The organism is Microcystis sp. M44BS1 (genome assembly GCF_020244875.1).
Classification (GTDB): Bacteria; Cyanobacteriota; Cyanobacteriia; order Cyanobacteriales; family Microcystaceae; genus Microcystis; species Microcystis panniformis.
This window is the reverse complement of the sequence record NZ_JADBVM010000315.1, coordinates 1-18,439: the sequence shown is the minus strand read 5'-3', so window position 1 is coordinate 18,439 and position 18,439 is coordinate 1. Positions and strand designations below refer to the sequence as shown.

14 protein-coding genes are annotated in these 18,439 nt (G+C 41.9%); 4 read left to right on the top strand and 10 right to left on the bottom strand.

Translation table 11 applies throughout. The annotated features are described in order from the left end of the window. From IM515_RS23370 to IM515_RS23355, 4 genes are all read right to left on the bottom strand, one after another. Window positions 1-1,685 (bottom strand): S1 family peptidase (locus tag IM515_RS23370; protein WP_287698214.1); only part of this gene is annotated, 1,685 nt, incomplete at its 3' end. Window positions 1,686-1,750: 65 nt separating this feature from the next. Next, window positions 1,751-4,219 (bottom strand): CHASE2 domain-containing protein, encoded by a 2,469-nt coding sequence (locus IM515_RS23365; protein ID WP_287627102.1) that lies wholly within the window; start codon window positions 4,217-4,219, stop codon window positions 1,751-1,753. Between the two features lie 15 nt (window positions 4,220-4,234). Then, a complete protein-coding gene (locus tag IM515_RS23360; RefSeq protein ID WP_287627103.1) occupies window positions 4,235-5,362 on the bottom strand; it encodes a DUF1822 family protein in 1,128 nt (375 codons plus the stop codon). 2 nt (window positions 5,363-5,364) lie between these two features. Then, on the bottom strand, window positions 5,365-6,612 hold the full coding sequence (locus tag IM515_RS23355; RefSeq protein WP_287627104.1) for a sigma-70 family RNA polymerase sigma factor: 1,248 nt from the start codon (window positions 6,610-6,612) through the stop codon (window positions 5,365-5,367). 283 nt (window positions 6,613-6,895) lie between these two features. On the opposite strand from IM515_RS23355, the gene ftsH3 reads away from it, so the two are divergent. Together ftsH3 and miaA are read left to right on the top strand one after the other, a co-directional pair. Then, window positions 6,896-8,749 (top strand): ATP-dependent zinc metalloprotease FtsH3, encoded by a 1,854-nt coding sequence (ftsH3, locus tag IM515_RS23350; RefSeq protein WP_159292339.1) that lies wholly within the window; start codon window positions 6,896-6,898, stop codon window positions 8,747-8,749. 596 nt (window positions 8,750-9,345) lie between these two features. Continuing rightward, complete coding sequence (gene miaA / locus IM515_RS23345; protein WP_193959926.1) at window positions 9,346-10,293, top strand: tRNA (adenosine(37)-N6)-dimethylallyltransferase MiaA; 948 nt, start codon at window positions 9,346-9,348, stop codon at window positions 10,291-10,293. Here miaA and IM515_RS23340 read toward each other — a convergent pair. From IM515_RS23340 to IM515_RS23325, 4 genes are all read right to left on the bottom strand, one after another. After that, window positions 10,235-11,641, bottom strand: coding sequence for a DUF2079 domain-containing protein (locus IM515_RS23340; protein WP_287627105.1), 1,407 nt, complete (start codon window positions 11,639-11,641; stop codon window positions 10,235-10,237). The two genes, miaA and IM515_RS23340, sit on opposite strands and share 59 nt — an antisense overlap. Before the next feature lie 12 nt (window positions 11,642-11,653). Further along, window positions 11,654-12,511 (bottom strand): amino acid ABC transporter substrate-binding protein, encoded by an 858-nt coding sequence (locus IM515_RS23335; RefSeq protein ID WP_287627106.1) that lies wholly within the window; start codon window positions 12,509-12,511, stop codon window positions 11,654-11,656. Window positions 12,512-12,529: 18 nt separating this feature from the next. Further along, window positions 12,530-13,567, bottom strand: coding sequence for an AI-2E family transporter (locus IM515_RS23330; protein WP_287627107.1), 1,038 nt, complete (start codon window positions 13,565-13,567; stop codon window positions 12,530-12,532). 115 nt (window positions 13,568-13,682) lie between these two features. Next, the gene (locus tag IM515_RS23325) at window positions 13,683-13,808 is read right to left on the bottom strand and encodes a hypothetical protein (protein ID WP_287698212.1); all 126 of its coding nucleotides are present in this window, start codon (window positions 13,806-13,808) and stop codon (window positions 13,683-13,685) included. Window positions 13,809-14,022: 214 nt separating this feature from the next. Between IM515_RS23325 and IM515_RS23320 the strand changes: the two genes are divergently transcribed. Further along, entirely contained in the window at window positions 14,023-14,805 is a 783-nt protein-coding gene (locus IM515_RS23320; protein ID WP_287627110.1) for a pentapeptide repeat-containing protein, read from the top strand. 48 nt (window positions 14,806-14,853) lie between these two features. Next, window positions 14,854-15,306, top strand: coding sequence for a DUF8637 domain-containing protein (locus tag IM515_RS23315; protein WP_287627108.1), 453 nt, complete (start codon window positions 14,854-14,856; stop codon window positions 15,304-15,306). A 17-nt stretch (window positions 15,307-15,323) separates the two neighbouring features. On the opposite strand, the gene IM515_RS23310 is transcribed toward IM515_RS23315, so the two are convergent. After that, window positions 15,324-15,974: a ParA family protein gene (locus IM515_RS23310; protein WP_002745320.1), complete on the bottom strand. Its 651-nt coding sequence runs from the start codon at window positions 15,972-15,974 to the stop codon at window positions 15,324-15,326. 179 nt (window positions 15,975-16,153) lie between these two features. Beyond that, window positions 16,154-17,626, bottom strand: a complete 1,473-nt coding sequence (gene gatB / locus IM515_RS23305) for an Asp-tRNA(Asn)/Glu-tRNA(Gln) amidotransferase subunit GatB (protein ID WP_287627109.1) — start codon at window positions 17,624-17,626, stop codon at window positions 16,154-16,156. Window positions 17,627-18,439 lie beyond the last annotated feature (813 nt).

Here is an 18,439-nt window from a genome sequence, read left to right as displayed (position 1 = left end):
TCATCAAAGGCTTTAATTGCTTCCTCATACCTTTCTAACCGCCATAATTGTCCCCCCCTTTCTATCCAAATATCCGCCTTCGCATTGGTATTAGGAACAATAACACCAGTAATCGCTATAAAAATTTCTAGTTTTTGTTGCGGACTAACTTGGGGTTGAGCAGTGGTTAATAATTGCGGTTTTACCTTCAATCTTTCTTGCAATCCGATAAAAGTGCTAATGGGAATCCCTAAACTAAACCCTAACTGAATTTTCCCTCCCCCTGCTGTTTCCGAACTTCCATGAATCCCTATTACTCTCCCCTGGGAGTCTAAGACTGCACCGCCACTCATGCCCCCAAATGTGATGCTGGTATAAACTAATTCATACCCTCCGGTTAAAGAAGCAACACTTTGTAATGTTCCACTTTGTTGAGTGCTTAAAGGACTTTGGCGGGTTGCTAGTAATCCCCCTTCTTTATCGTGAATTGTACCGCCACTAAACAACCATTTCGAGGGATTTTTGCCAATTTTGGGGAAGCCTGCCGCAAAAACAAAATCACCGGTATTTGGGTTATAATTCGCTATTTCCGCAATGGGATAATTGTCCAGGCTTTCAAACTGAAAAACTGCTAAATCTACCCCTTCCTGCCGGATGATGGTGCTTTTCTCGATGTTTCGAGTTTTGCCGTCGCTGGTGACGACGGTGTAGGTGTGATCGGCACATCTGGTGGTGCCTTTGATTTTTTCGCAGAAGACATGGTCTGCGGTTAGGACGGTGTAAATATTCCCTTCTTTAGCGATAATGACACCGCTACCGTTTCCACCGCTCGTACTATCAATCCGCACGGTGAAACCCTTCGCTTTCGCTTCTAATTCGGCGATATAGTCAGTAGGGGCGGTGGTTTCTATATCGGGGTTCACCGGCGGTAGGGGTAGGTTATAGGCGCTGAGGATTTCGGGACGGATGTAGGTTAATAGGGTATTGATAGAAATGCCCCAATTAACCGCTCTCATCTGTTGGATTTCTGCGTCTGTGGGTTTCGTACCGTCTTCGTAGATGTAGTTAGAGAGAATCGGATGGGCCGATCGCCCGTTAATGCCGATTAAATCCCGCTCGACAAAAATGCCGCCGCCACTCATTCCCTGCACGATATCGCCACTATAACCGACGCTGTAGCCATCCCGGAGGGGTCGATCGCTCACCTGTTCGAGGGTTCCCTTTGTCGTCCGATACTGTCCCGTTTCGGCAACATATCCCGCGGCCACCACTTCTAAACCGATCCTGTTTTGATTGATGGTAAACTCCGCGATGGTGGCGATCGAATAGTCCCGGGTATCCCTAAACTCCAGCAGAGCGAGATCTTGATTCTCCGATAGGGAATTGGGGACAATGCGGGCCGCACGGCTGTGGCCGTCGTAAGTTTGTACCTGTAGGGTTTTCGTGTTGCGGGTAACGTGGGCGTTGGTTAGGATAAGGTAATTATCGCCTTTTTTAGCGATAATCGTCCCCGATCCCCGATTTGTCTCGCTAGTAATCCGAACGGTGACTCGTTGTAGGAATTGCTCCTCGGTAAGCTCCTGATCGCCCTGTGCCGTCAGAATGGGATGATTAGAAATATTTCCGGCAGCCGGGGTGATAAGGGTTAACCCGGGTTGAGGCAGTAGGGAGAAAAGAAGGATGAGGGCGATCGAAGGTTTGATCATGGCTTTTACCTAGCTATTTTAAATAGTAGAAAACGGGTTTCTCCGAGAAACCCGTTTTCTGTGCGTTACTCAACGGATTTAGTATAAGAACGAAGAAAAAAGAAGATACTGGAGGTGGTGAGAAGTGCGATCGCTGGGGGAATAATCGGAACCCAGAGACCGAAATAACTAAAGAGAAGCCAACCGATACCAGTAAGGGAAATCACAGCGATCGCCACTGTCAAAAGTACCGTTTTTACCCGAAGAAAACGCCACGTTAACAATCCCCCCACCAGGGACCAACCCAGCACCCAGAAAGCCTCCTGTAGGGGATTCCAGAAAGCGATCGAGGTACGTTTTCCTTCCATTGTATCGAGAATTTGACTGACCGCGTGCGCGTGCAAATAAACCCCCGGAATTGCTTCCGATGGGTTGCGACTAAAGGGGGTTAAAAAATCATCGATCCCGGGTTCTGTTACTCCAATCAGGACAATTTTTTCCCGGACCGATTCGGGATTAAAACGCGGATCTAAAACCTGTTGGAGAGATTTTTTCGGGGCAATTTTTGTGATTGCATCGCTGCCATTATCGGCGATTCGACGGTAAGCGAGCATAACTTGACGGCCGGATCGGGTATCGGATTGACTGGTTCTATAGGGGCCGCGGTTGGATTGTAGCCAGTCACCGAGATGAGTATCCCCGATATTAATTTCTAGAATTCCCCGCTGCAGTTTATTGCAGTCAAAATCTTGATTCTGGGATTCTAGATATCGTTTGGCAATTAGGAGACTAAAACTAGGAGCATAATCTTTAAAATTACAGGACATTGAGTCAACTTTGGCCAAAGAATCCGGGGGAAGACAGGGAGAGGTGCGATCGAGTTTTGCCTGATATAAAAAACGACGAATTCGGGGAACTCCGGCAATGGTTTCGTCTGGGACTATGTTACTAAAACCACTCTGATTTTTTGGCAGTTCCGGGGGTGGGGGAAATCCGTCCGGTTGCGGGTAATTATTAAACTTACAAATCGAGATAAAATTAGGAGTATTTTGTAATTGTTTGGCTAGGGGTGGATAATCTTGACTGGCAGCGATGGGACGGAGGATATCTAAGGCGATAATTTGCGGTTCGTAGGGCAGTAATTTATTTAAAAGCTGCGATAATGCTTCTCCTGCGAGGGAACGTTTTCGATCGCTTCCGGGTATTGTTGGTCTTTTCATCCCCATGCGATCTTGATATTCCCAATCTTGGCGATCGATGGTAATAATTAATAATCTTTCGTCGGGTTTATCTTTGGGTTTTAGTTGCATCAGGCGATCATAAATATTTAATTCTAAGGGTTCTAAAATTCCTGTTTCTCTTATTGCCAAGACTGTCATCGTTACGGCTAAACCTAAACCGAAAGTTAGAGCAAATCGTCGCCAATTTTGTTGTTTTTGAGGGGAGTTACTGAAACTATGCCAAGTGGGGGGTTCTTCGGTGGGATTGGGGCAAACTACGGGCAGCCAACTGGCACAGGGATAGTCTTTTTCCCAGTCATCGTGGAGATTTTTTTGGGCTTCATGTACGGCGCTATAGAGAGATTTATTATTGGTAAAAGCGGTTAAAAAGTATTGCAGAAATTTGGGAGAAACGGGATCGGGTAATTTCTCGCGCATAAAGATTAGATGGGGTAATGCCATCCCTTTTTCCCGTGATAGTTGTTGTGCTAAACCGATACCATCACAGGAGTTAAATATCGCTAACTTTAACCCGTTTTTAGTGGCTTCTCCCAGGGAAAAGCTAAAATCAGCTATCTTTAATTTATGAGTTTCTGTTAGTTGAATTTCGCAATCTTGACCATCTTCTGTACTGGCACTATGACCGCTAAAAAAGAGAATATTCCAAGTTTCTTGACGCAATAACTGATTTAATTTTTGCGGGTGAGGGGCTTTTTCCCAGATAATTTCTGCTCCTGCTTTTCCCGCAATATCGTCTAAAGTTTTGCGATCTTCTTCGAGAAATCTTAAGTCGGTGGCATAGCCTAAAATGGCTAAAATCCGAATTTTTTCATGATTTTTTAATTGTCTGGCTAAGGTATCGTATTCTGAGACAATAATGGCTATATCTGCGCCAGTATTTTGGAGGATTTCCCATTTTTCCCAGGGGAATCTTTGCAGCCAAATATTATCGGTTTGTAACCAGATACGAAAGTTATTGCCAGAGCGCAGAATTGCGGTTTTGATCGGTTCAAATTCTGGGCTATTATTTAACCATTTGTTTAAGTTATCCTCAAATAATTTGGCTTTTTCTTGGCAGTTTTTAAAAACTAAATTCTGCTGAGAACTATTGGTAATTTGTTGGGGATTGCTATCTTTTAAGACTTTAAAAAATCCCTCTAATTCACTATAGTAACGTTGCCATTGACGGTAAAAAGTTAATAACTCTAAATTAGCTGGTAGCCTTGCTTTGATCACAGTTTGGGGACGAGAATTAAGATCGGGACGAATTTCTAATTTTACTTTAAATCCCCGATCGAATGTGCCATCTAGTTCGAGAGTTAAGAGTTTAATCATGAAGTTTTTCCTCGCTTACACTTGTAAATATTCGGTTACTTTTGCCGATTCTAAAGCCACTTCAATGAAGAATTTATCCCCCAATTCAGCATCAAATCGATAACGAATAAATTCATCGTTATCTGTGGCAATTACTTCTCGAAAAACTTGGCCAGTTTCCGTGAGAATAGTTAATTTTAAATGGGGGGGTAAAGTGCTTGTTTCTCCCGTGGGGTAAACAGTCGCTTGCAGGCTAAATATTTCTTCAGTTTTAGCGATAGTAATCATCAAAGCGAGGGGATTTCCCAGTAATTCTACTCCTAAATCTTTGATGCGTTTAATTTCTGTATTTTTGAAAGCTGGAACCAGTGACAGTGATCTAAAATCGAGGATACTTTGCCAATCAATGGGGAAATTATCAGTAAACCAATTGGTTAACTTGACGGGGGATTTTTGCCGACGGGTAATTAAAATTTTTCTCCAGTTACTATTGACGATAACTGCTGCCCATTCTTGAAAAGCAACGGCTTTTCTGGGAAAGATTAACTGAGGATTAGCTAAGATGTCTAGTAAGGTTGTCAATCTATCTAAAGATAGTTTTTCTTCCATCTTTTCCTGTTCAATCTTCACTGGTTGTAATTGACACTCTCCCCATAAATCTAAAGAATCTGATCCTGATTGCAGTTGATTTCTCGGTAGAGAGTAGTTAAGATTACGCTTAATATATTGTCCTTTTTCCTTAATATCTTTATAGGTAGTATAACCCCAAATTCTCAGATAACTTTCGGCAGTGTTTACCTGTACCGCTAAATAATAATCACCAATTAATTGAGGAATATCTACCCATTCTTGAGGAATTTCGATCGCTTCTAGATCCAGAGTTTCGCTGGCAATAACGATCACTGACTTTTCCCCTAATTTAACGGTAAAACCATTAACTCCTAGTTGCCAAAAATCTTCTTGATTTTCTACTAAGCTAACCCCAGGCATCCCTGACTGTAGATAGTTATAAATAACTTGTTGACAGAGATAATTAACATAAAATCTCTGACGAATACTGGCATCGGTAAAACTGGCACTTTTTGCCCAACTTATCTCTTGAATATCTGCGGGTATTTCTAGCCAAATGCTATCAGGAGTTAGTTCTAACCAATCATTAACCATAATTAATCCTCCTGAGTTGTTGCGCTGGTTTGATAGTAGTATGTTAGCCATGGTTCTATTGCCTTACTAATAACTTCTCTATCGTGAGACTGGAAAGGAATATGCAGGTTTTCGGTGGCCCAGGGTAAAAACTTTTTAGCGAGGTGACGATAAACTTTATCCAGTTCCCTAGAAACCTGATATTGTTTGATAACTACCGTGGTAATTTCTGTAATCTTAGCGGCAATTGCCACTTGTCCCAACCCTAACCCATAAGTCATCTCTAGAATTAACTGAATTTGCGGATGCAGTTTTGCCTGTTGTGGCTGCTGACAAATCTGTGAAATTTCTGCCCGTAACCAAGCTAGAATTTTTTGGTGGTTTTGTTGCGACTCGCGAAAATTTTCCGCCGCTTCTAATTGCTGCCAAGGGGTATCATGGAGAGTATCTTCGATCATTTCCTCCCTCGTGCTACTTTCCTCATCCCCGAAAGGTTGCTGTAGGGAAATTGTTTTTCCTTGGGGAAATAAATAATCAAAAATAGCTTGTCCCGCATCCTCTAACCATCGGGTAATTGTCGCAGAATTGATTTTGATGGTAGAGTGGCTATCCGAGTTATAGGCAGCGGCGATTTTTTGCCAGATTTCTGGACTAGGTTCCTGAATTTTACCATCGGTTTTTATTTTTGCCTGGGCATAAATTTCTTTATAGTAATCCCAAGCTAAAAGGTAATTTTCGAGAGTTTCTCCCACTAATCCCCTCGCCAGGAGAGCTTGGCTGAGACGCGCTCCGGTAGAATTAAGTAGTAGGCTCCAAGTATTATGGCCGAATGCTTGACTAATCTGACGGATGCGATCGATTAAGCGATATTTAATCCTCTGAGTGGCAAAATTATCGAAGCGAGTAGAGAATAAAGGCTTAAAGTCAGCTAAGATAGCCTCAAAATCAAGAATTCCTTCGTTAAAGTAGTCTTCGATCTGATAATCTAGTTTGGCTTGATATTTTTGATAGATTTCGGCAGCAGCCCAGTAGCAAGGTTCCTGCAAATAAGCGTATAAATGCCCACGAAAAAGATGATTTTTGGAACTGGGATTCTGATACTGTTGGTGAAAGAATAGGGACCAATAATCCTCGGACTCGACATTAGGATCGATTGGGCCATAGCTTTCCATGTTACGACGCAAACGCCGATCGCAATTCCATTGTGTCCTATTTTGCTGCAAAACTAAAAAGCAACAAAACTTCTCCAGCAAAGTCTCTCGTTTTTTCATCTAGCTACTCCCCGTGGAGGTCAACTAAACTGTCTATCGTTCCACTTCCAGCTTTTATGCAGTATTTTGGCATTTTGTTACAAATTGATCATACTCGGTCGAGGAGAGCCACAGTACATGGCTTTTTTACCCACTCCCAACCCCCAACAGCTAACCCCCATAGAGGACTACGAGGGGCATCTTTAAAAAAAACCTGTCCACTGTTCCTGAGAAACGTTAACATAAGTTAACAACCCCTTGACAACCGATAAGATCATCCTCAATTTATCAGGAGTTCGACAGCGTGAACAAAAACGGTAATAACAAAAAATGGCGCAATGCGGGACTATATGCCCTATTGTTAATCGTAGTCCTTGCCTTGGCCTCAGCTTTCTTCGATCGCCAGCCAGCAGTGCAACAAACTTGGAAGTATAGTGAATTTTTACAGGAAGTACGGGAAGGTAAAGTAGAAACCGTGCGCTTAAGTGCCGACCGGCAACGGGCGATCGTACCCACTCAGGACGGTACAAATGTATTGGTCAACCTACCCAACGATCCGCAATTAATCAACATCTTGGCAGAAAATAACGTTGATATTTCCGTACTGCCCCAAAGAGAAGAAGGAGTATGGGTAAGAGCCTTCAGTAGCCTCTTTTTCCCGATTTTACTTCTTGTTGGTCTATTTTTCTTGCTCCGTCGCGCCCAAAGTGGCCCCGGTTCCCAAGCGATGAACTTCGGCAAATCGAAAGCAAGAGTACAGATGGAACCCCAAACCCAGGTTACTTTCGGTGATGTGGCCGGGATTGAAGGGGCAAAATTAGAATTAAACGAAGTGGTGGACTTCCTCAAAAATGCCGATCGCTTCACGGCAATTGGGGCAAAAATCCCCAAAGGAGTCCTTTTAGTCGGTCCTCCGGGGACAGGTAAAACCCTGCTTGCTCGCGCAGTAGCTGGAGAAGCGGGAGTCCCGTTTTTTAGTATTTCCGGTTCGGAATTTGTGGAAATGTTCGTCGGGGTGGGTGCTTCTCGCGTCCGCGACCTATTTGAACAAGCGAAAGCGAATGCACCTTGTATCGTCTTTATCGATGAGATTGATGCTGTCGGTCGTCAACGGGGCGCCGGTTTAGGGGGTGGTAACGATGAACGGGAACAAACCCTCAACCAATTATTAACGGAAATGGACGGTTTTGAAGGTAATACAGGTATTATCATTATCGCCGCCACTAACCGTCCTGATGTATTGGATGCCGCTTTATTACGTCCGGGTCGTTTTGATCGCCAAGTGGTGGTGGATCGTCCCGATTACGCTGGCCGTAAGGAAATCCTTAATGTCCACTCCAGAGGCAAAACTTTGGCCCAGGACGTGGATCTCGATAAAATCGCTCGTCGTACCCCCGGTTTTACTGGTGCGGATCTGGCTAATTTGCTCAACGAAGCTGCAATTTTAGCGGCACGTCGCAATTTAACCGAGATTTCCATGGATGAGATCAACGATGCGATCGATCGTGTCCTGGCCGGTCCTGAGAAGAAAAATCGCGTCATGAGTGAAAAACGCAAAACCTTAGTTGCTTACCATGAAGCTGGTCACGCTTTGGTGGGTGCTTTGATGCCGGATTACGATCCCGTCCAGAAAATTAGTATTATTCCTCGCGGTCGCGCTGGGGGTTTAACTTGGTTCACTCCTAGCGAGGATCGCATGGAATCCGGGTTATATTCTCGCGCTTATCTGCAAAATCAGATGGCTGTAGCTTTGGGGGGTCGTTTAGCTGAAGAAATTATCTTCGGTGAGGAGGAAGTGACTACGGGTGCTTCTAATGACCTGCAACAGGTGGCACGAGTAGCGCGGCAAATGGTCACTCGTTTCGGCATGAGCGATCGCCTAGGACCGGTGGCCTTAGGTCGTCAAAATGGTAATGTTTTCCTAGGTCGTGATATCGCTTCCGATCGAGATTTCTCCGATGAAACTGCGGCAGCTATTGACGAGGAAGTGCGTAACTTAGTGGAACAGGCCTATCGTCGCGCTAAAGAGGTTTTAGTCAATAACCGCGCCATCTTGGACCAGTTAGCACAAATGTTAGTGGAAAAAGAAACCGTGGACGCGGAGGAGTTACAAAATATCCTCGCTCATAACGATGTGAAAATGGCGGCTTTAGCTTAAGTTTTGTAACATTTTCTTGACAAACAGCATCCATCAGGGTGCTGTTTTTTTTGATAGCTGTTAATCGGGTGCATCTCAATTTTTGTCAATCCCACACAGAGAAAACGGGTTTCTCGGAGAAACCCGTTTTCTACTCATGTAATTTGGGATTTTTAAGCGGAAACTTTCTCCTAAAGTTGATTCAAGGTAGGGTTGATTCAAGGTAGGGTTGATTCATGAATCAACCCTACCCAAACCCCGAAGCGCATTAGTTTTTCGGTGGGATGCTTACAGATAGCTGCTGATATATCTGTAATAATTTAAGAGTCACTGATAATTAATGTGGGATGTACCCCTGTTAATCAGCTTCACAATACCCAGTTTAAATGCGTCTTAAGTAGGGAGGCACAATTATTTGTAGGATGGGTTAGCGGTAGCGCAACATGAGCGGACGTTGGGTTTCATGCTTCAACCCAACCTACGTTGATCTTATATTTAATTCCACCCACCCACTTAGCTTAACAGTCCTGTCTTTTCACTGATTACTGATTACTGATTACTGTTCACTGATTACTGATTACTGTTCACTGATTACTGATTACTGTCATGTAGCATCGATGACTACTTCCTCTTTACCTATTTTAATTGTTATTTGTGGGGCAACTGCCACGGGAAAATCCAGTTTAGCCCTACAATTGGCCGAAAAGTTTAATTCAGTAATTCTCAGTGCCGATTCCCGACAAATCTATCGAGAATTTAATATTGGTACTGCTAAACCTAGCTTAGAAGAATGTCAGCGGATTCCCCATTATCTAATTGATATTTGTGATCCTCAAGATAATTTTACCCTAGCACAGTACCAAGAACAAGCTGAGGATTTAATCAGCAATCTCCACTATTCTCCTCTGTTTTTGGTCGGTGGTACGGGACTTTATATCAAGTCCATTGTCAAAGGTTTAAAAATACCGAGGGTTTCTCCTCAAGCGGATTTAAGACGGCAATTACAAGCTTTAGGGCAATCCTATCTTTATCAAATTCTGACGCAGGTAGATGAGGAGGCAACTAAAAAAATTCATCCCCATGATCAGGTCAGGACTTTACGCGCTTTAGAGGTTTTTTATCTGACAGGAAAACCTATCTCTAGTCAGCAGGGAGAAAATCCTCCCACTTATCCGATTTTACAAATTGGTTTAGATTGTTCCCCAGAAAGTTTAGGCAAGCGGATCACTGTTCGTACTGATCAAATGATCGCCAGGGGATTAGTAGCAGAGGTGCAGAATTTGGGGGATAAATACGGTTGGGATTTGCCACTTTTGCAGACTTTGGGTTATGCAGAGATTAAGCAATATCTGCTCGGGGAAATTTCTTTAGAACAGGCGATCGATCTAATTATCCTCCACACCCGTCAATTTGCTAAACGTCAGCGCACTTGGTTTCGTGCCGATGCTGATATTGTCTGGTTTCCCATCGATAAAGAAAATTTATTGAAATCGGTGGAACGAAAAATTATTTTGTTTCTTGAGGGGTTGTCAAGGCCCGATATAAAAACACATCATCATGATTAAGGATTAACTGAAAGTTCTCATTTTGATGCAGTTTATTTAAGTGATCATCAATTAGTTCTGGTGAACTAGACCAACCGGGATGACGGCGATCGAGTAGGATATAATTAAATTGATTTAAATCTAGGGATTGGGAACCTTCGATCGCTAATTTGATCATTTCTCGATGGGTAAGATGGGGGGCAATTCTAGAAGTAGTCAAGACACTCTCACTGGTGGTAATTTGGGTTAGAGCTTTTTGGGTGGCGGACCAAGTATCGAGGGAATTTAAATACAGTGACCAAAAATAGCCGTATTTAGCTAAGGCAAAAAAGGCAATAATTGCCCAAGTAATTATCCATTTAGGCTGCTTCAACCAGCTGCTATTATGGGCTAAAGTGGCGATAACCGCTAGAAATAAAAAGGGCAAAATTGGCAGGGAATATTGAGTGGTTAAGTTTTTTTGTGGGGCATGATCTGCTAATAAATTTAAAGCGAGTGCGGGAATAGCGGCAATTATTGGGGCAGAATAGCGCCAGGATAAACCCCAAACTAAGGGAATAAATAATAGGATTAGGTATTCTAGATTATGGCCAGTAAAGATTTTTCCCAAGACAAGATCGGGTTTGAGGAAAAGATTAAAGATAATTGCTGGCAAACTATCTCCTAGATAACTATATCGAGAATCAGCCATTTCAATAACTGCCGATTTTCCTGTCAGGAGAGGGATTAATAATTTCGTGGCGATAATAAACCAAAGAATGCCGGTAATCATGGCAATTATTCCGGGGATTTTTTTCTTTTCCCAGAGAAGTAACCAGATACCCATTCCCAACAATGTTAAAGAGAGAATTGCTTTACAACCGAGAATAATAATGATTCCTAGACAAAATCCCCAGAGATTATTTAATCTTGCGGCCAAAATTGTCCAAAAAATGGCTGGAACTGCGATAACTTCTGGATGAAAATCAAAGAGATTGACGTTAAAAATCAGGGGATAGAGCAGATAAACTAAGGCTAATGTATAAGCTTGTTTTTCTTTTAATCCCGCTTGTATTGCCAATTGCCAGAGGGGAAAAACGGCAAGGGAAAGGGAAAAAGCTTGTAAGAAAAGCAGCCAATAAACACTAGGATAAATTTTATAAAGTAAGGCTATAGGATAGAGAATAAAAGCGATATGATCGCCTAAGATATGGTAGCCAACAAAAGATATAATCGGTGGTTTACCTTGAGAAATTAAGTAAACTCCCTGATCGAACCAACCAAGATCGAGAGCATTAGATTGAAATAAAATATGTCTGATAGCACTGCAAATAAACAGGATTATTGTAGCGCAACTAATTAACCAAAATAAATCATTTTTTTTGTGCATAATCGTTAAGTTTTACTGGGATTTTTCGGGATTATTACGACAATACTGCCAGGTATCTCTAAAATAGGAAGCAACTTCAGTAAACCATGCTTTAAAAATATTTCTGTTCTCACTGGTGACGATAACCCCATTAATAAACTCTTGCCATTGGGGATCATTAGCGGGAAGAATAAAACCATAATAATCACAATTTAAAGGATTGCGGGGGATAAGTTGATAATCTTTTCCTAGGGATAAACCGAGAATGACAGCTTCTCCAATTAGCAGAATCCCATCACTAGCAAAAGCATCTATTCTATTCCTTCTTAAACTTTGGATACCTCGCAGTCTTCCCGTCACTCCTTGAAATTCTTGATAGGTAGCAAGAGGGTATTTTTGTCTTAATAATTCTTGAGTGGTGGTATCTCGCAAAACTCCAATACTTATACCTTCTAAGGACGAAGAAAAGTTAAAATTCTTCTGATTATCACTCCGAACTAAAAACTGAGTTCCCGTCACAAAAAAAGGACGAGAAAAACTGACACCATCAGGTATATTTTTTCTGATACTATTAGGACCACACTCGAAATCAACGGTTTTATTTTCCAATAACTGGAAGCGATTAAATAAAGTCGATTTATAAATTTTGACACTGATGATCTGGAGGTTTAATTTGTGCTTAAGTTCCTCTCTAAGCAATTGGATAAAATCTAAGCATAATCCCTGTAAACTATTATTACTATCTCGATAGCCAAACGGAATGGCATCTTCTCTCATCGCTACTTCTAATAATCCCGTGCGTTTAATTTTTTCCAGAACCGTTTCAGACTTAGCTGGGAGAGCAGCAAAAATATTAGATAAAATAACGAGAGTAAGAATGATTAATTTCATGACTTTTGCCGAGATTATTTAAGATTTGTTATGGACTTGATCCCATTGATCTAAAATGTCTTTGAATAATAATTCATCTAACCATGTTTTTACTACCACTGTCAAAGGTAAAGCCAATAATAAACCTAAGATGCCAAACATTTGAGCAAAGAAAATTTGAGCGATTAGGGTAATTGCCGGTAGTAAAGATACCTGTTTAGCCATGACAGTGGGTGTCAGCCAATAACTTTCGACATTTTGGATAATAAAATAGAGAATCAGAATAGCGACAATTTTCCAAGGTGCATCGATAACAGCAATTAGAATGGGAAAAATCACACTAGCAGTCGGTCCGATATTAGGGATAAAATTGAGCAATCCTGCTAGGATAGCATGAACGAGAACTAGATTAATTTGTAGAACAAAAAGACCGAAACCACTGAATAATCCCACCATAGTTGAACTAATGGCAATTCCCAACAACCAATTACCCAAACCCACTTCCGATAGGGTAAGAATTTCCTCGGCACGACGACGATAGAAGTTAGGAAATAATTTTAAGAAAGCTTGTCGATAGGGTTGGGGGTTGGCTAACATCATCATTGCTAACACCAGCACGAATAATAATTGCAAAATTGCCGCAACTGAGTTAGAAAAGAAGGTAAAAAAGTTACTAAAAACAAAAGTTCCTAAAGGTTGTAACTGCTGGACTAAATCAGTTAAATTAGGCAGCGATGGCAACCAATCAAATTGAAATTGTTGTCGCCATTGAATCGAGTTATTGCGGACTAAATCCCAAGCTTGCGGTAAAAGTTCAATTAATTTTTGAAACTGTTCGATAAAGGGGGGAACAATAATTATAAAAAATAAAATCACAATTGCTAGACTCGTCAGCAGGGTAATTAAAATAGCCAAACCCCTTTTAATCCCTAATCTCTGCAATCCTTTCACACATCTATTTAAGGCTACGGTAAATACGATCGCCATAAAAATCAATAATAACAGCTGTCGAATCTGCCACAATACATAGAGAGCCATTATTAAACAGATAAACCCCAACCACTGACCAAATTTCACGACCTTTATTTATCCTATCGGGACAAGTTTTATCATACAGCAGTCGGGAGTCAGGGGGCAGGAGATAGGTTTTAGGTTTTGGGGTTTTGGAGTCTTGGGGTTTTGGGGTTTTAGTTCAATTTCCCCAGTTCCCCACTTCCCCACTTCCCCAGTTCCCCACTTCCCCACTTCCCCACTTCCCCACTTCCCCACTTCCCCACTTCCCCACTTCCCCAACAGCAAAAATTAAGTTTTCTATCAAAAATTTGCTAATTTTGCTGTTATGTGCTATACAATTACGCCACAAAACAGGATAGAAAAACGAGATTTTTTTAATTACCAGACATTTTCTCAAATTTTATGGCAACTCTCCCAGAGTCAAATTATCCTAAAAGAAATCCTCTCCTAGAAAATCCGACAAGACTCAGAGAAATTGTGGCCGTTAATGCTTTTATCCTTGTATTAGGACTTCGATGATGAATGAATTGGAGCGATACTATAAAGTTTTAGGGTTAGATCATGGGGCATCTCTCGACGAGATCAATCAAGCCTACAAAGATTTGGTGTTTATTTGGCATCCCGATCGCATTCCCAAAGATAATCAGCGTCTTTTGGAAAAAGCCACCGCTAAACTGCAAGAAATTAACCACGCTAGGGAACAATTGCGGCAAATTCATCAAAATTCTCCTAAACGCTCCAATTCCCCCCCTAAAACTGAAAAACAGCCCGCCCACGCCTATAAAACTGCTTCCCCCTATCAGCCTCACCCTAGCCAACCCGGCCAAAATTCCCAAACCCACAGTCATAAAACCCATAGTCAACAAACCCACAGTCAACACAGCCACTCCCAGAATAACCATCAGGTCCACAATCATGCCGCCTGGCGCCCTCACTATCGGGATTTAAACGGAGCCGATTTACAGGGAGCCAACCTGAAAGAAAAAGATCTCTCTAGTCGCAGTCTCATCGGGGCAGATTTAAGCCATGCCGACTTAAGCGATAGCTTCCTGCACAAAATTAACCTAGAAAAGGCTAATCTGTACAAAGCTAATCTTTTTCGCGCCAATCTCCTCGAAGCTAACCTTAAAGGCGCAAATTTACAGGAAGCCAATCTCATCGGGGCGGATTTAAGTGGGGCGGATCTGTCGGCGGCAGATTTACGCGGGGCAAAAATTGGCTTCGGTAAGCGTATTATGGTCAAATTAACTGGAGCAATTTTAACGGGAACAATTCTCCCCGATGGTTCGATTCATCAATGAATAACCTCCTGCTAATTTTGATATTTTTTTAATAGGAACTATTACCCGATGGGCATTTATTACACAATTGCTGCTGTTTTTCTAGGGATGCAATTAGCTGCAGGAGAAAATTTATCGGCGGCGAATTCTGATTTTTCACTGCTGCAAAAAGCTCTAGAAAAACACAATTTTATCGTCAAACTTGCCCCACCACCAGTGCGAGGAGCCTACGGTTTATTTGATAGTAAAACTAGAATTATTTGGATTCATCCCCTAGTTTTTGACTTAGGTATTGCCCGACCAACATTAATTCATGAAGCTGTCCATGCCGCTCAACTTTGTCATGGAGGCAAAACAGTTAAAGCTCTTAATTTAGGGATAGAACCCCCGGCAATGACCAGAAGATTTTTTATGAATTATGAGGGTTTTAGCAGACAAATTGAAGCCGAAGCCTATACTATTCAAGTTCAGCCCGATGGTCTAGATTTAGTGATTTCTTTACTACAAAAATATTGTCCTTAGAAAACCTGTTCATAAATCTACCAATCCCGTTCTAATTCTTCGGCTACACGACGATAATCGGCGCTGGCTTCTTGGGCATTTTTACCGCGCCAATTGGTAATAGCAACCCCGTCTAAAACGGCTTTTTCGTGGGCTTTATAATTTCTGACAAAAGCATGACAGGCGGGAATACCTAATTCTAATAAAGTATTTTGTGCTTCTAAAGTTTCCTTAAGACTACGAGAATCCACTTTTGTTAATAAAACCCGATAGGCAATTCCTAGGGGTTTAACTGCCGTGCGTACCGTGTCAATTAAAGCCATTAAATCCATCGGTGCGGGAGGAGTCGGTAAAATCAAATAATCTGATTCTGCTATGACTGCCGTAAGTAATTCGGAACGCAAAGCTGGTGGTGTGTCAATCACGATCAGATCGTACTCGATAATTTGACGCAATTCTCCTAATTTCTCTGTATTAATTTGCTTGGCTAAATCAAATACCATACCCGCTTGATTTCTTTCTACCCACCAAGTGGAGGAACCCTGGGGATCCGCATCCACCAGCAAAACACGCTGATTCTGTCCCCAAATTGCCGCTAAATTAACCGCAGTGGTGGTTTTACCCACACCACCTTTACCATTGACAACAGCGAGAATTTTTGGGCTATTAGGCTTTAATTGCGAGGTCATTTTCAGTTATCAGTTATCAGTTATCAGTTATCAGTTATCAGTTATCAGTTACCAGTTATCAGTTACCAGTTATCAGATTTGAGTTTTAAGTTCACTGATTACTGTTTACTTTGTTACTGATCACTGAAAAAAAGCTCCCCACTGATCACTGTTTACTGATTACTGATCACTGAATATAACTAACCAGAAAGTTTTTGATCTAAGATTTGGCTAGTTAATTTAGGATCGGCCTTACCGCCGCTTTTTTTCATGACTTGACCGACAAAAAATCCCTTAAGATTGGTTTTACCCGCCCGGAATTTTTCTAACTCGCTTGGATGGGAGGCGATAATTTCCTCGATCAGTTTTTCGATCGCAGAAGTGTCAGAAATTTGTATTAATCCTTTCTTTTCCACCAGTGCTTTGGGTGAACCGCCTTCGGTGAGAAGTTCTGGTAAAATTTCCTTAGCAATTTTGCCACTAATTGTTCCCGCTTCAATCAGTTTAACTAATTCAGCTAAGTCTGACGCTTGCAGGGCAATTTCCGTGATCATCAGCTTATTATTATTCAAATAAGCTGCGATATCTTGACTGATCCAGTTAGCGACTAATTTCGCATTTGCCCCGGCAATTACCGCAGTTTCAAAATATTCGGCCACGGTGCGATCATCGGTTAAAACCCTGGCATCGTAGGGGGAAAGACCAAATTCTTCTTCATAACGACGACGTTTACGAGCGGGTAATTCTGGTAATTCTTCCGCCCAAGCTTTTAACTGTTCGGGGGAAACTTCTAGGGGCGGTAAATCCGGTTCGGGAAAATAGCGATAATCGCTAGAACCTTCTTTTTTCCGCATACTAATCGTCCGTTGAGTAGCTTCTTCCCAAAGACGGGTTTCCTGTACGATTGGTTCGCCATTTTCGATCGCTTCAATTTGTCGATCAATCTCGTATTCTATGGCTTTTTGGATAGCACTAAAGGAGTTCATATTTTTGATTTCTACCTTAGTCCCGAACTTTTTAGCACCTTTTTTGCGAACGGAAATATTGACATCGCAGCGCAGGGAACCTTCCTGCATATTACCGTCACTGATGCCGAGATAACGCACTAAACGCCGTAATTCTTGGGCATATTCCGCCGCTTCGGTGCCGGTGCGTAAATCCGGTTCTGAGACAATTTCCAATAATGGTACACCTGTACGATTAAAATCCACGAGGGAATGGGTGGAACCGGAGAGACGTTCGCTGCCAGCATGAACCAGTTTTCCCGCGTCTTCTTCCATGTGCAGACGGGTAATGCCGATAATTTTGCGGCTAACTTCCTTAGTTTTTTTATCGACGATCTCGATTTCTAGTTGACCCTGTTCGACAATAGGGAGATCATACTGGGAAATTTGATAATTTTTCGGCAGGTCGGGATAAAAATACTGTTTGCGATCGAATTTGCTATGAGGTGTAATTTTACCATCGATAGCTAATCCCAGTTTAACGGCACTGGCTAGGACTTCTTGGTTAAGGACGGGTAATACCCCCGGATAACCCAAACAGACGGGACAGACGTTAGTATTGGGGGGACTATCGAAGTTGGTGGGACAGGAACAAAATATCTTGCTTTTGGTGTTGAGTTGACAGTGGGTTTCTAAACCGATAATTGCTTCGTATTCAGTGGCAGACATATTTTATCGCTCTCGCCGACACAGGAATGATCTGTTTAATCATTATAGTCGCGATTCTGGAGCATTCCCTCCCTTCATAAAACTTAATACTGTAGTTACTAATCACTTTATGCACCTTTAAGTAGGTGGGTGGAATTAAATATAAAATGAACGTAGGTTGGGTTGAAGCATGAAACCCAACGCCCGCTCATGTTACGCTACCGCTAACCCATCCTACAAATAATTGTGCCTACCTACTTAATATAGCTCAAAAAAGATAATTTATTCAACTAATGTCCGCCATTATTTTTAATAATATCAAAGGCATAAGACAGGGAAACTTATCGATAATTTTTCACCGATAAACCTAACTTTTCTAGTATCGACCACCGACCACCGAAAACCAAAACTTCCCACCTCACCGTTAAGATAACCGACATAAATCGTAGCAAAAATTAACTTCTAGAGACGGGATATTTGCTTAGTATAGAAACAGAGAGATTATGTCCAAGAACTGACCCCATAACCAGCCAAAAGCAATATAAGCGGGGAAAGTGAGCATTTTCTAGGCAAATATTGCCTTAGTAAGTAGGTGGATGGAATTAAATATAACTGGACTTCCCCAATACATAAATACTAAAAAATTAACAAAACCCTTACTGCAGGTCGCTTCTAAGAAAAAATTGAAAAGAGGCTACTGGGTACATTTTTTACTTGAAAATGGCTGTACCGTTGACTGTATCTGGAGTAGAGCGATTCCGTAGAGTTGGCTGTATAGTGATCGCTAACCTGATTTTAACAGATAGTGTCATTAATCTCTAGAGTAAGGGATTC